At 37.2% G+C, this 14,046-nt stretch carries 13 protein-coding genes; 7 read left to right on the top strand and 6 right to left on the bottom strand.

Going from position 1 to position 14,046, the window contains the following annotated elements; all coding sequences use genetic code 11:
• Positions 1-8: 8 nt before the first annotated feature.
• Positions 9-896: a lipid A-modifier LpxR family protein gene (locus tag ORI89_RS18080; RefSeq protein WP_268231926.1), complete on the bottom strand. Its 888-nt coding sequence runs from the start codon at positions 894-896 to the stop codon at positions 9-11.
• 397 nt (positions 897-1,293) lie between these two features.
• On the opposite strand from ORI89_RS18080, the gene ORI89_RS18085 reads away from it, so the two are divergent.
• From ORI89_RS18085 to ORI89_RS18100, 4 genes are all read left to right on the top strand, one after another.
• Complete coding sequence (locus ORI89_RS18085; protein ID WP_268231927.1) at positions 1,294-1,710, top strand: cytochrome c maturation protein CcmE domain-containing protein; 417 nt, start codon at positions 1,294-1,296, stop codon at positions 1,708-1,710.
• 33 nt (positions 1,711-1,743) lie between these two features.
• Positions 1,744-4,215 (top strand): heme lyase CcmF/NrfE family subunit, encoded by a 2,472-nt coding sequence (locus ORI89_RS18090; protein WP_268231928.1) that lies wholly within the window; start codon positions 1,744-1,746, stop codon positions 4,213-4,215.
• Positions 4,215-4,985, top strand: coding sequence for a Rossmann-like and DUF2520 domain-containing protein (locus ORI89_RS18095; RefSeq protein WP_268231929.1), 771 nt, complete (start codon positions 4,215-4,217; stop codon positions 4,983-4,985). The genes ORI89_RS18090 and ORI89_RS18095 overlap by 1 nt, the downstream gene beginning before the upstream one ends.
• Positions 4,986-5,197: 212 nt before the next feature.
• A complete protein-coding gene (locus tag ORI89_RS18100; protein WP_268231930.1) occupies positions 5,198-6,748 on the top strand; it encodes an FMN-binding glutamate synthase family protein in 1,551 nt (516 codons plus the stop codon).
• A 531-nt stretch (positions 6,749-7,279) separates the two neighbouring features.
• Here the strand turns inward: ORI89_RS18100 and ORI89_RS18105 are convergent.
• Entirely contained in the window at positions 7,280-7,720 is a 441-nt protein-coding gene (locus ORI89_RS18105; RefSeq protein ID WP_268231931.1) for a MarR family winged helix-turn-helix transcriptional regulator, read from the bottom strand.
• Between the two features lie 522 nt (positions 7,721-8,242).
• Here ORI89_RS18105 and ORI89_RS18110 point away from each other — a divergent pair.
• Positions 8,243-8,644 (top strand): hypothetical protein, encoded by a 402-nt coding sequence (locus tag ORI89_RS18110; RefSeq protein ID WP_268231932.1) that lies wholly within the window; start codon positions 8,243-8,245, stop codon positions 8,642-8,644.
• 49 nt (positions 8,645-8,693) lie between these two features.
• Here the strand turns inward: ORI89_RS18110 and ORI89_RS18115 are convergent, their stop codons facing one another.
• Positions 8,694-9,467: an amidohydrolase gene (locus ORI89_RS18115; RefSeq protein WP_268231933.1), complete on the bottom strand. Its 774-nt coding sequence runs from the start codon at positions 9,465-9,467 to the stop codon at positions 8,694-8,696.
• 86 nt (positions 9,468-9,553) lie between these two features.
• On the bottom strand, positions 9,554-10,531 hold the full coding sequence (locus tag ORI89_RS18120) for a polyprenyl synthetase family protein (RefSeq protein WP_268231934.1): 978 nt from the start codon (positions 10,529-10,531) through the stop codon (positions 9,554-9,556).
• 170 nt (positions 10,532-10,701) lie between these two features.
• Between ORI89_RS18120 and ORI89_RS18125 the strand changes: the two genes are divergently transcribed.
• Together ORI89_RS18125 and ORI89_RS18130 are read left to right on the top strand one after the other, a co-directional pair.
• Positions 10,702-11,868 (top strand): glycosyltransferase family 4 protein, encoded by a 1,167-nt coding sequence (locus ORI89_RS18125; RefSeq protein ID WP_268231935.1) that lies wholly within the window; start codon positions 10,702-10,704, stop codon positions 11,866-11,868.
• Positions 11,865-12,194 carry a metal-sulfur cluster assembly factor gene (locus ORI89_RS18130; RefSeq protein ID WP_268231936.1) on the top strand — a complete coding sequence of 110 codons (330 nt, stop codon included), beginning with the start codon at positions 11,865-11,867 and terminating at the stop codon, positions 12,192-12,194. Before ORI89_RS18125 ends, ORI89_RS18130 begins: the two co-directional genes overlap by 4 nt.
• 60 nt (positions 12,195-12,254) lie before the next feature.
• Here the strand turns inward: ORI89_RS18130 and ORI89_RS18135 are convergent, their stop codons facing one another.
• Both ORI89_RS18135 and ORI89_RS18140 read right to left on the bottom strand, forming a co-directional pair.
• Positions 12,255-13,523, bottom strand: a complete 1,269-nt coding sequence (locus tag ORI89_RS18135; RefSeq protein ID WP_268231937.1) for a cation:proton antiporter — start codon at positions 13,521-13,523, stop codon at positions 12,255-12,257.
• Positions 13,524-13,527: 4 nt separating this feature from the next.
• Positions 13,528-14,010, bottom strand: a complete 483-nt coding sequence (locus ORI89_RS18140) for a cation:proton antiporter regulatory subunit (protein ID WP_268231938.1) — start codon at positions 14,008-14,010, stop codon at positions 13,528-13,530.
• Positions 14,011-14,046 lie beyond the last annotated feature (36 nt).

Below are 14,046 nucleotides of genomic sequence, written 5' to 3' on the forward strand. Positions count from 1 at the left end.
AACAAAACTTAAAACCTTACTCCTCCTTTTATACTGCCATATTGATGATTCTTCTGCACCTCTCTGCCTTCCCTTGTATTAAAAAGGACAGCCGCTTCTATAGTAAATTTTCCTTTGGAATAAGCAAATCCTACTTTTTGCGTCAATAAGTGCGGTAAAATATGGTAACGTTCATCTGCCTTTCTTGCAAAAAGACTTCCTTGAATACTAGCGTTATAAAATTGATAGCGGTAGCCTGGCATATAGAAAAAATAATATTCGGCCTCATCGCTAAAGAAACCACCATTACCCACAAAATTAGAACGGCGATAATGTGCAAGCTTACCGGCGCGAAAAGCTAATTGAGCAGACAAGTTGGCGAAATTCATCCCTGCACGTGCTCCTCCTGCAGCAGATAACTCAAAACGATTGGATGCACTTCTCCAAAAGGATTTGAGAATTTTGGCTTCTACATCTAAACCAATAGCACTTTTTAATTCTGCATTCCAACTTTCAACTTCATACATCCCAAATATATTATGTATAAAGCGTTGAATTTCTTTTCCCTTCCCTGCATCACCCACAACTCCAATTTCGGTCTTCACATTCCATAGCCATTCATTTTGATAAAGCCTTTGAAAGCCCGCATTAACAAAGAAGCGTCCTGTGGAGGGACGATCCCAATTAAAATCAAGATGGTTATATAATTTTTTCCCATTGAATAGTTGATGCCCAAGCTGAAAGGTTAAAAGATCATTGCTTTCTTCCTTTACATGCAAAGGCTTGCTATAAGTCAACATCAAGCCATTCGTATAATATCGGTCTTGGCCTGTCATCAAATAAGCATCATTATCTGTTTGAATTCCTATAAAATGAGATTTTTGTTTTTGAGAAAGTGCAGGAAACCCAATAAACATAAGAAACACTAGGCTTAGTGTTGTCTTTATCAAGGACGATAGGATTTGTAACATCATTATAACAAGTCGCCTATATCTAATATTAGAATAGCAAGGTATATAATTTTTAACGATTAACAGCTAAAAGAAGCTATTATTCGGCAAAATAAACCCCTCTATTTAAAATAATTCCAAATAACCTCCTGCATTTGGTTTATTGCATTCTTACATTGGTATTTCGTATTTTTGTAAGTACAATCGAGTTAAAATATCCTTTTTATAGGGATATTAAATTAAAACGCTCGAAGGGGTACGAGGTGCATAGCTTCTTCAGAAGCAAAGGACACCTAAACAAAAGTTATATGCAAGTGTACTCCTGCATACATTAAAATTAAGAATGCGTTAGTTTTAAATCAACATGAAAAAAAGTTCAATTATTTTAATTGTCATTATTGCAATTGCGATTTCGATGATTTTGGTTATTTACACTGATTCGAGCACCTACTCTACCTTCACGGAAGCTAAAGATAAAGAAACCGAGCTTTATGTTGTAGGTGTACTTAACAAAGAGAAGGATTTGATGTATGACCCTGTAAAAGACGCAAATCATTTTTCATTTTATATGTATGACAATGACAGTACAGAGTGCCAAGTTGTTTTTAAGGGGTCAAAACCTATGGATATCGAGCGCTCTGAACAAATTGTTTTAACAGGAAAAATGGAGGGCGGTGTGTTTCATGCGAGTAAAATACTCATGAAATGTCCTTCAAAATATGATCAGGATGAGGTTGAGGTTATCGAAGCGAGTGCTGCACCTCAAACAGCTATGAACTAAAATCATCAGTACGAAAATTTACTTTATCTATACATGGACGTTAATTACGTAGGGGAAAATCTTTTACCGGGAAAAATAGGTCAGTTTTTTGTTATTCTTTCCTTTGGTGCCGCTTTATTATCACTGATCAGTTATTTCTTCGCCACTCGGGAACCCGAAGTAAAATCATGGAAGACACTTGGTCGTATAGGTTTTTGGCTTAATGGCTTATCCATTGTTGTCATTGGAGCTGTCTTATTTTATATTATTTATAATCATTTATTCGAATACCATTATGCTTGGGCACACTCGTCCAAGTCTTTACCAACGCATTATATAATTTCAGCATTCTGGGAAGGTCAGGAAGGAAGTTTTTGGTTGTGGATGTTCTGGCAAGTAGTTATGGGTATTATTTTGGTATTTAATGCCAAAAGCTGGGAAGCCCCTGTCATGACGTTTGTTATGCTTTGCCAAGTTTTTTTAGCGTCCATGCTTATTGGTGTAGAAATATTTGGTGTACGTATAGGAAGTTCTCCTTTTATCCTGTTACGGGATGCTATGCAACTTCCTTTATTTGAAAACCCTAATTATCTGGGGATGATTGCCGATGGACGTGGTCTGAATGCACTTCTTCAAAACTACTGGATGGTTATCCACCCACCTACACTATTTTTAGGATTTGCATCCATGATTGTTCCTTTTGCCTACGCTGCTGCAGGTTTATGGACCCGACGCTTTAAAGAATGGATGACACCAGGTTTACCGTGGGCTCTTTTTGCTGTCATGATTCTAGGTGCAGGTATCATTATGGGTTCGTTCTGGGCGTACGAAGCATTAAATTTTGGTGGTTTTTGGGCGTGGGATCCTGTAGAGAACGTTTCTATAATTCCTTGGTTAACCCTTATAGCAGCAGTACACGTCATGCTCGCTTACAAACATTCTGGTCACGGTTTCTTTACTGCTACTTTCCTAGCTTTAATCAGCTTTGTATTGGTTATTTACGCTTCATACCTGACAAGAAGTGGTGTTTTAGGAGAAACATCTGTTCACTCTTTCACGAGTTTGGGAATGTCGGGTCAGCTGATTATTTTTAATTTGACTTTTCTTGCTATCATGGTTTACTTCCTAGTAGCCAGACGCAAGGAAATGCCTTCAACAAAAAAAGAAGAAGATATTTACTCACGGGAGTTTTGGTTGTTTATTGGTGCGCTGGTGCTTACTGTAGCTTGTGTACAGATGATTGCTACGACCTCTATTCCTGTTTTCAATGCTATATTTGGCACCAAAGTGGCGCCACCGATTGATCCTATTCCACACTATAACAAATGGCAAGGCGCTTTTGCTGTAGTAGTGATGTTGATGACGGGTTTTACGCAGTTTTTAAAATATAAAAAAACAGAACCTAAAAAATTCTGGGCAGCCATGATTGCTAGCTTCGTACTGGCACTTGTCATAGCAGGTGCAATTGTGTATTTTACAAAAATTCACACGAATGTAATGTACATGCTACTCACTTTAACCAGCGTGTTCTGTATTTTAGTTAACCTTCGTGTCCTAGGCGATGCATTAAAAGGGAAATGGCGTCTCTCAGGTTCTGCAGTAGCGCATATAGGTTTTGGCTTACTACTTATAGGTGCATTAATAGCAGCTGCTACCAACGAAGTTATTTCAGTGAATAGTTCGGGTTATATTCAGGTAGCCGGTTTTGATCAAGTGGAAAAACCGGGAGATAACCTGTTCCTGACTCAGGATGAGCCTGTACAAATGGGTGACTACCGCATCACTTATATCGGCGATAGTATCGCTCCGCCAAATGTATACTATAACATCAAGTATGAGCGTCTGGATGAAGAAAGTGGCAAAGTGAAAGAGTCCTTTATTTTAAGTCCATTTGCACAAAACAACCCGGATATGGGCGGCTTGATCGGTACACCCGACACCCGACACTACTTAACACACGATATTTATACATTAATCACAGCTGCTGCAGCCGAATCACAGATAAATATCACTTCGAAACCAGGTTCAGAAGAAGAGAAAACAGGTTATGAAGAATTTGATGAACCTGCAACTTATCAAGTGAGTATAGGCGACACATTGCGCTATAGAAATGGTTTTTATGTTATTGAAGGCGTAAATAGAGATGCCAAATTAAATAATATACCAAAGGCTCCAGAAGATATCGTTGTCGGTTTAAAAATAAAGGTTGTATCAGCAGATAAGCAGGAGCATCACGTAGAGCCTATTTTCCTTATTAAAGACGGCCATACTTACGATTTCAACAAAGATGTAACAGAGCAGGGCTTACGTTTCCGTTTTACTAACATCCTTCCGAAAGAAGATAAATTAGAAATAATGCTTTATCAAAAGCCACTACCTGAAAAGAAATGGATTGTATTTAAGGCTATTAAATTCCCATATATTAATTTCTTTTGGGCAGGTACTATCATTATGACTATTGGGTTCTGTATGGCCATATACCGCCGTTTAAAGGATGGTAAAAGGTCAAAAGAAACAATTGCATAATGAATATCGTTATTATCGGTAGCGGAAATGTGGCCTATCACCTTGGTGATGGGCTAAAAAAGGCCGGATACCATATAAAACAAGTATATAGTAGAAATAAAGCCAATGCAATAGCATTGGCTTCTACTTTAAAAACAGAGTTTACCGACGATCTATCGTCGATCGATAAAAATGCCGATCTATATCTTGTTGCAGTTTCGGACCATGCAATTTCATCTGTGATTGCCAGTTTACCTTCAGAATTACCTGGTTATGTGGTGCACTGCTCAGGTGCTACAGAAATGAGCATCTTAATACGTTTTACCAACTATGGTGTCATTTATCCTGTGCAGAGTCTAAGCAAGGAGGTACAATATGACTCGCTGGATCATATCCCTTTTGCTATTGAAGGAAATAATACAGTCAATACCGAGCACCTGCTAGCTATAATGCGCCCCGTTGCAGCGCAAGTTTTCCCCTGCAACAGTTCCCAGCGCCTTGCCCTACATGTATCAGCTGTGTTTGTCAACAATTTCAGTAATGCATTATTTACTATAGCGTACAACATAATGAAAGATGCTGAATTGCCCTTTGACCTCCTCAAGCCTATCATTCTAGAGACAGCAGAAAAAGTAAAAAACCATATCCCAAAAGACGTTCAAACTGGTCCTGCCAGCCGAAACGATTTAGAAACGATAGAAAAGCATTTGAATTTTATCAGTGGAAAGCCAAATTGGGTCAAAATATATCAACATCTATCGCAAGAAATAAGCAGTAAAAAGGATTCTTAATAGATATTTTAAAATTTAGACAAATCTTCTTACATACCTGAACTTCTTTCGCTTTCAGACAATAAGTTACTAATTTTGTATCAAACAAAACAAGTTATGGTAATTACTGTATATACATTATAAATTGGCTTAAATAGAGGCTGGCTCTGTACACCCGATTGGGCAAGGAGCATTTACAATTAAGGGTTCTAAAATATTTTTCATATAGATTTATGGCAGTCAGAAAATTAATTCTCATCGTAATAGTTATTACAAACTTGGTTATTATATCATTTGGTATAATATTCACGCCGAAATGGTTTTGGCTTTTGCTAATTCCTTTTCCTTTAATGCTCTTAGCTTTTTACAATAGCACTCAAACTAGACATGCTATTTTACGAAATTACCCTATATTAGGTTATTTCCGTTTTTTCTTTGAAGCTATACGTCCTGAAATGCGCCAGTACTTTTGGGAGTCAGATACAGATGGTCGTCCGTTTAACCGCAGACAACGCTCCATTGTATACCAGCGCGCAAAAAACGAACGTGAAACGGTCGCATTCGGTATGCAAACAGACCCCCAGACCATAGGTAACGAATGGGTTGCTCACTCCGTTTTTCCTTGTCATATTGAAGATCACGACTTACGTACTATGGTGGGGAATGAATCTTGTAAACAGCCTTATAATTTAAGTGTTTTCAATATATCTGCTATGAGTTATGGTGCTCTTAGTAAAACGGCGATAACTGCTCTTAATAAGGGGGCAGCTTTACAAAACTTCGCTCACAATACCGGAGAGGGTGGTATCAGTCCTTACCATATCAGTGGTGGGGATTTAATATGGCAAATTGGTACAGGTTATTTTGGCTGTAGAAATGAAATGGGAATGTTTGATGACGAACTTTTCACGGAAAAAGCTAATAGACCATATGTTAAAATGATTGAGTTGAAATTATCTCAAGGAGCAAAACCTGGTCATGGCGGTATTCTTCCGGCAGCAAAAAACACCCCTGAGGTAGCGGCGATACGACATGTCGTTCCTGGGACAGACGTAATGTCGCCACCGGCACACAGCGCTTTTAAGACCGCAGAAGAAATGATGCATTTTATTCAGAAGCTACGGGAGCTTTCTGGCTACAAACCGGTAGGGTTTAAGATATGTATTGGAGATAAACAAGAGTTTGTAGATATCTGTAATGCTATGATGACATTACAAATTTTTCCAGATTTTATAGCAATAGATGGCTCGGAGGGCGGTACTGGTGCTGCGCCTTTGGAATTTACGGATAACTTGGGCATGCCTTTATATGATGCTCTTTCGTTTGTAACAACCACACTGATTAAGTTTGGCTTAAAGAAGCATATTAAACTTATTGTATCCAGCCGCATTGTCACCGGTTTCGATTTACTCAAAGTAATAGCTTTAGGTGCAGACGCCTGTTACAGCGCCCGCGGAATGATGTTTGCTTTAGGATGTATACAAGCACTAAAGTGTAACGAAGACTCTTGTCCAGTAGGAGTGGCTACACAAAGACCTCATTTGTACAAAGCTTTAGACGTTCAGGATAAATATGTACGTGTTGCACAGTTTCATAGAAACACATTACGTGCAACTGTAGAAATTATGGAAGCTTGTGGTTTTAAGACATTAGATGATGTAAATGCAGAGAAGTTCTTTAGAAAAGTGGATAATATAAACACATTAAGCTTTCAAGACATCTATTTCAAAAACACAGGTAAGCTCGTTAATAAACGCAGCACTTTTGAGAGTCAGGAGATATAACATAAAATTTTTAACAAAAAAAAGGTTGATTAGCCGACTAGTCAACCTTTTTTCTTAAAATATTGTTGTACTTACTTTTTTTAAACGCTTATCCGTAGACTTTAAAAAACACTAGCCTAACGACCGAAGTAACATTACGCTTATTTGTCCTAATATGATTACTACTATCAGTTCAAATAGGTTTATTATAAAGCAGAGGCATTTCTTTTTCTAAATCCTTTCCCACTGATAGTCTATATATGGGTTCGTATCTAGAATACTAAAACCAAGCTTCTTAATCGTAGCAAAGCCAGAAAGAACCTTCTTTGTCCGGTACTTTTTATATCGAATATCCATATTATATCTTAAGTGATATTTTTATTAGTAAGCACGTTGCACCTCGATCATTCTTATTTGTGCAGTCTGCTGCTACATGGATATTATATACAATATAAGTCATGGCACACTACTGCCATAAACGTTTTTAAATTCAAATGTTAACAATTATTAGGTCTGCACAATGTGGGAGGTTATTCCCCTTCTATTAAAACTTTATTTGAGGTTATCATATAGTACCTCCAAAGTTGCTTTTGCTCTTAACATCTCTTCGATTTGCACTCCTTGTAAAGCCTCTCCAATGGTTCGTTTTGCTTGTCTGATAGACGCTGTCTTCATCTGACGTCCCTGTTTAGTTAGGAAAATTAGGTTGCTACGCTTATCTTGTTTATCATTCACGCGCATAACTAGCCCCATTTTTTCAAGGTTATTAATCAGCCTTGATATGCTTGGCTTGTCTCTAAAAGTTAAACAGGCTAACTCCTGTTGTGTACGTCCCTCTTCGATCCATAAATAATAAAGTACCGACCACTGTTCAGCAGTTATCGGGACTCCCTCTTCCTTTAAATTTCTTTGCAGTCTTCTTCCTAAAGCAGAAGTCGCCTTTCCTGTTAAAAAGGAAAAAAACTCATCAGCATGTTCAAATCTTGCGTCCATAGTTGATAATTTTAGTAGGTTAGTTGTTAATACAAACAAAGTAAAAAACAATCGATAATACAAATTATTTTATGATATTCAATATATATTTTGATTTTCTTTCACTTATAAATTATCCATTTTTAAACTAAAATTTGCTTTATCCCTTCTAAACAGCTGTAAGCAGCATACTCTATCAGATTTATTTAGTTTTTTAAAATTAAAAAATGGAAAACAGTTTGAGCATTGTAACAATTTTTAGTAGGACCAAACGGTATATTAACTCATATATAATCCCTAAAAAACACCATTAACTGTTATTTAACTGCTTTTCAATGCATTTCATTCCTTATTCTTAAAAACGCACATAATATGTAAACTATAAATAAAAATATAGTAGCAATTACCACTATATTAAATTATTAGTTTTTTTGAACTTAGGTTAGTACTCGAGGAATAGCAAAACGATTTTTTAAAATACATTCCTCCTCTTATTCTTTTGCAAAGGAAGAATCTATATGCTCATATTATTAAAATCGACACTTGATTGGATTAATACTTTTTCCTACATTTACTATTATGGATAATTTTATACCAGCAATAATAATAATCGGAGGCATTATATATAAAATATATAATGAGTTTCAAAAGGAGCAGGAGGCGGCAAGAAAAAGACAATCAACAATGCCGAAAAGACCTATTCCGGTTCCTACAAGTGTGGAAACTATCCCCACCACACCAAAATTGCCGGTTAACCCTCCTTCCATTCCTCCTGTGCAACAATCTGTGCCAACAGAGGTACTTATGGCAAGAAAACGTAAGGAAGAAAAACGCACCCAACTTAAAAAACCGATGGAAGTCATTGAACTAGATGAAAAGCCTGCTTTTAATTTGAGGGAAGCTGTTATACAATCAGCAATATTAGAACGTCCATATTCTAACTAGTTATTATATTACAGATCATTTTAATACTGCAATTAGTATTCAGTATATTCTAAAAACTGAAATGATCTGCATCGTTTAAGAAGGGATATTTTTCCCGTGCATCAGTAAGATCATCCGGATTTAATGTAAAAGTATAAAGATCTTCATCTTCTGGTTTATAATAAACGACATCTCCTAAAGGAGAAATACACATAGAACCACCCGAAAAATAAGTTTCATTACCATCATACCCCACTCTATTAACACCGATTACAAAAGCTTGATTTTCGATAGCCCTCGCAGGGATCAAAGCTCGCCAATGTGCTGATCTCTTGTCTGGCCAACTAGCAGTATAAACCAATAAATCGTAGGCTTCTCCTAAATTACGGGACCATACGGGAAATCTCAGGTCATAGCATGTTAAAGGACATACTTTCCATCCTTTTAAATCAAAGATCACCCGGCTATTCCCTGCTGTAAAAATTTTATCTTCCCCGGCCATGGCAAAAAGATGACGTTTATCGTAATGCGTACACGTGCCATCCGGCGACATCCACACGAAACGGTTGTAATACTTCCCGTCTTCAACTATAATCAGACTTCCAGCAACTACGCAGTCATAAGCTTTTGCGTGCTCATACATCCAATGCATAGTTTGTCCGTTCATGGTTTCTGCGCATTTTTCGACATTCGTGGTGAACCCTGTATTGAACATTTCAGGCAACAGAATTAGGTCTGTTTTTTCCCTCAACCCTGATAAACGAAGCGCCAAGTTCTTAAGGTTCTTCTCTACATTTTCCCAAAACAAATAAGCCTGAAATATTGTAATTTTTATTGGTTCCATACCGGAAATCATCATTTAGCTAAAAAAAATAAAAAAATTGTTTCCAATTTACTAAAGAATACGGACTCTGACAATTATACCTACAGTTACTGTTCTCTGTACATTAGAGCATCTGCTAATCCAAAAAGTGCTTTCTTTTTCGATTTATCCACATTAATGGCTTCTAATTGCTGGTACGCTACATTCGTAAACTCCTCTTTTAGCTCTGTCACAAGATTGTAAATATCATACTTTGCATAAAGCGCTTTCATATTCTCTACTTTATCCGGTTCTGTATGCAAATTACGAGCCAAGAGTTCCTTCAGGACAGGCAGATCCTCACTCGAAATACAAGCTCTGAGTTTACTATATAAGATAGTTTTTTTATTCGACAAAATATCCCCGCCTATCTGCTTTCCGAAGGTTTCAGGATTTCCATATACGTCCAAAATATCATCTTGCAATTGAAATGCTACGCCTAAATTCACACCAAAATCATACAAAAGGTTTTGACTTTCCTGATCGGCATTGGCAATAATCGCTCCCATTTTCAACGCACATCCCAAAAGCACTGATGTTTTAAGCCTAATCATATCCACATACTCTACCTCCGATACATTATCTCTGGTTTCAAAATCCATATCATATTGTTGTCCCTCACAAACCTCTACAGAAGTTGTATTAAACAGCCTTAATAAAGAGGGTATTTTATCTTCTGGGCATTTTGCTAGCTCTTGATAGGCTTTTATAAGCAGTACATCGCCTGATAGAATAGCTACATTATCATTCCATTTAATATGTACACTCGGTTCTCCCCTTCGTATAGGTGCTTTATCCATGATATCGTCATGAATCAGTGTGAAATTATGAAAAAACTCGATTGCGGCACTGGCAGGCAACACACTTTCTGTTAGATTTTCATCAAATAGCTCGGCTCCCATAAGTGCTAACATAGGCCTTATACGTTTCCCCGCGAGAGATAACACATATTGTAAAGGGTCGTATAAATTTGTTGGTGCATCTGGGAAAACCATCTTATCTAAATAATCTTGCACGCGCTTTGCCGGTATTAGATTCTTAAACATATATATAAAAATGATAGGCGAATATACGGATAATAATCGGGCTATATTAAGCATACACCTATGAAATACACGTCCTTCAAAAAGACCAAATAAGTCATATTTCTCTTAGTCTAGGAATTTTACACTACATCAAGATGAATTTATTTAAGTTTGTATAAACATTCCCCATTATGCGAATCTACATCATACACAATTTTTATCAACACCCCGGAGGGGAAGATGTGGTTTTCCATCAACAGGTGCGAGAGCTTTCTAAACAACATGATGTAGAGGTATTTAACACGCATAATCTAAAAGGAACGAAGGGACTTCTACAATTCATCAGCTATCCTTTCAATCTTTATATTTCACAAAAAATCACAAAAGCGGTCAAAAGATTTCGTCCGGATATTGTACATATTCACAACATACATTATAGCATAGGACCACAAATTATACGGAGCTTAGATAGTATAGGTATACCTATAGTTATGACTCTGCACAATTATCGTCTTTTATGCCCTTCGGCCAGTTTATTTTTTGAAAGAAAAGTATTTAAATCCAGTCTACAAGAACGCTTCCCACGTACAGCTATCAAGAAGAAAGTACTGGATAATTCGCTAATAAAAACGTTTATCACTGGGTTCACTTATTGGTTACATAGCCGCATAGGTACTTGGGATAAAGTTTCTCGTTTTTTAGTTCTTTCTTCATTTGCCAAAGAGATTTTTAACGAATCTACTTTCCCTGTACCCCAGGAGAGGTTTGTTGTTCATGCCAATGCATTGGAAGTAGGCAAAAAAGAAGCAAAAAGAGAAGATTATTTTGTTTACATAGGAAGACTCTCGGAAGAGAAGGGCATTATTCCTTTGATTGAAGCTTTTCGTGAGCTTCCGGTCAAACTCAAAATATATGGTAGTGGTCCGCAGGAAAAAGAAGTGATAAAGATTGCCGCAAGCAGTTCGAATATTGAGCTATTAGGTTTTCAGGCGCCCGATACACTATCTGCCTCTCTTTCTACTGCATCGGCCTTAATTGTCCCTTCTATATGCTACGAAGGTATGCCTATGTCCATAATTGAAGCTTTTGGCAATGGAACTCCCGTTTTAGCAAGTGCTATTGGCATATTAAACAAAATGGTTTTACCTTTGTATACGGGGTTGCATTTCGACCCTCAGCATAAAGAAAGTATAAAACAATGTATTCTACAATGGCGCGATATAAGTGAAACCGAAAAAAATAAAATCGGTAATAACTGTCGTAAAGAATATGAAGATAATTACACGTTGCAGCACAACCTCAACAATCTTTTAAAAATATACAGAGAAGTACTGCAAGAAAAGAAAGGAAAAAGATGAGTATTATCATTATGGATAAATTGAATCTTGCAAGAGAGATTCAAGAACAATTAGAAAGTGTTTATGACCCTGAACTAAAACCAGCAAATATTGTAGACTTAGGTTTAGTTTATGAAATTATCACCAAGGAAGATGGTGTTGCTAAAATTGTCATGACATTAACAGCCCCTGCCTGTCCTGTTGCGGGGGAGATTATGGACGAGGTACAGCGTAAAGTAGCAGCTATTGACGGCGTTAAAGAAGCTATTGTAGAACTGACATTTGACCCGCCATGGACTAGAGACATGATGAGTGAAGAAGCAAAACTTGACTTAGGCTTTATGTAAAAACGTACAGCGAATGATTTCGTTTTAACGAAATCATTCGTTTCAAACTTCTATCTTTTTTTAGGCCTGCGTTTCACCTGAAACATCTACTTGTTTAACAGAAGCCTCTAATTGTTCGATAGTTTTCCTTGGTTTTTTAGGAAGCTCTTCTTTTCCGAACAATAATTTCCAGATATTTCTAGACTCTTTCGTTAATAGCGGAGAAACAATAGACAGAATCAAGACATATACAACAACAAAAGATTGAATAACGGGTAGCAGAGCACCCGCTTTACCAATATTAGCCATTATTATGGAGAACTCCCCACGGGCAGAAAGGGTAAAACCAATATCAAAAGAGGCTTTAGCCTTAACCTTAGCCAAACGGGTGGCAAAATATCCTGACGCCAGATTACAGATTATCGTAACGACAGCAGCCAATGTTGCCCAACCCACAGCCCCTCCAAGAGCATACATGTCTATAGATAGACCAAAACTGAAGAAAAACATGGCGCCAAAGAAATCACGAAAAGGCCATATCATCGCCTCAATTTTCTTAATATATTTTGAATCGGCAAATACCAATCCTGCCATCAGTGCACCAATAGCCTCAGCTACATGAATAGTTTCTGAAAAACCTGCTATAATAAATAATAAACTGAAAACAATAAGTATAAAAAGTTCAGATGATTTCTCATGCAGCAGTTTGTCGATAGCAGGTACTAACTTTCGCCCTAACAGTAGAAATGCAAGAATGAAACCCAATGCTAATAGGGAGGTTCCGAGTATTGCCCATACAGATGTTCCGCCTGCAAGTATCAACCCAGAAAGAAAAGATATATGAATAGCAATAAAAAGGTCGTCAAACATAATCATTCCCATGATCAGTTCGGTTTCGGGATTAGCCGTCCTTTTAAGATCCGTTAGGACCTTTGCCACTATAACTGTAGAAGAGCTCGTCATCACACCACACAGAACCATTACCTCTTTAAAAGGCAGATCCATTAACCATCCCACAAAAAGCCCAGAAATGAAATTAAGGATAACGTAAATTGTTCCGCCTGTTACAATTGTTTTCCCTGACTTAATCAGTCGTCCTACCGAAAATTCTAGACCTAGATAAAAAAGTAGAAAGAGAACGCCTAAACGTCCCATAAAATCAATAAATGGTTTACTTTCTGTAAAAGTCAGATCAACATGTCCGAATTGCGGGGCATGTTGGCCTAACACCATACCAATTAAAATAAAAAAAGGAATAACTGAAAAACGTAAACGATTGGCCAGTAAACCTACAACCGCAACCAAAAAAACAGCTATACCAACTTCTAAAATAAGGGTAGGTGACATCATAAATCTACAATAGTATTTCCTTTAAAAGCTTAATATTAGCAATTTTTCCAGCAACTACTAATGTACTACCTGGTAAAATTATATGTTCTGGTCCTGGATTAATAATAGTTTCATTATCCTGTATAGCTGCAATAATAGACGCTCCCGTGTACTGACGTACGCCTAACTCGCCTATACTTTTATGAGCCCCATCGCTTGTCTCCCCCACTTTATACCATTCTATCCGTAAATCGTCTAAAGCAAATTCGATTGTTTCCAATGCTTTTGGCTTATAAGACAAACCTCCAATAATTCCTGCCAGCTGCCTCGACTCTTCATCAGAAAGTGTCATTACACAATGGGTTTCACTTCCATCCTCTTCCGAACGGTAAAGTTCACGCTTACCGTCATCATGTATCACCACGATCATGTCATCTCCGGCTACTGTTTCTACTTGGTATTTTTTCCCGATACCAACTAAATCACTTTCTCTAACTACTATAGACATAGTAAAAAAATTAATGATACTTAACTACTTAATAGA

The organism is Sphingobacterium sp. UT-1RO-CII-1, from assembly GCF_026711005.1.
Lineage (GTDB): Bacteria > Bacteroidota > Bacteroidia > Sphingobacteriales > Sphingobacteriaceae > Sphingobacterium.

Bases quoted from the DNA above. Each gene is read 5' to 3' on its own strand.
- ORI89_RS18080 (WP_268231926.1), bottom strand. From the start codon at position 896: ATGTTTATTGGGTTTCCTGCACTTTCTCAAAAACAAAAATCTCATTTT.
- ORI89_RS18085 (WP_268231927.1), top strand. From the start codon at position 1,294: ATGAAAAAAAGTTCAATTATTTTAATTGTCATTATTGCAATTGCGATT.
- ORI89_RS18090 (WP_268231928.1), top strand. From the start codon at position 1,744: ATGGACGTTAATTACGTAGGGGAAAATCTTTTACCGGGAAAAATAGGT.
- ORI89_RS18095 (WP_268231929.1), top strand. From the start codon at position 4,215: ATGAATATCGTTATTATCGGTAGCGGAAATGTGGCCTATCACCTTGGT.
- ORI89_RS18100 (WP_268231930.1), top strand. From the start codon at position 5,198: ATGGCAGTCAGAAAATTAATTCTCATCGTAATAGTTATTACAAACTTG.
- ORI89_RS18105 (WP_268231931.1), bottom strand. From the start codon at position 7,720: ATGGACGCAAGATTTGAACATGCTGATGAGTTTTTTTCCTTTTTAACA.
- ORI89_RS18115 (WP_268231933.1), bottom strand. From the start codon at position 9,467: ATGGAACCAATAAAAATTACAATATTTCAGGCTTATTTGTTTTGGGAA.
- ORI89_RS18120 (WP_268231934.1), bottom strand. From the start codon at position 10,531: ATGTTTAAGAATCTAATACCGGCAAAGCGCGTGCAAGATTATTTAGAT.
- ORI89_RS18125 (WP_268231935.1), top strand. From the start codon at position 10,702: ATGCGAATCTACATCATACACAATTTTTATCAACACCCCGGAGGGGAA.
- ORI89_RS18130 (WP_268231936.1), top strand. From the start codon at position 11,865: ATGAGTATTATCATTATGGATAAATTGAATCTTGCAAGAGAGATTCAA.
- ORI89_RS18135 (WP_268231937.1), bottom strand. From the start codon at position 13,523: ATGATGTCACCTACCCTTATTTTAGAAGTTGGTATAGCTGTTTTTTTG.
- ORI89_RS18140 (WP_268231938.1), bottom strand. From the start codon at position 14,010: ATGTCTATAGTAGTTAGAGAAAGTGATTTAGTTGGTATCGGGAAAAAA.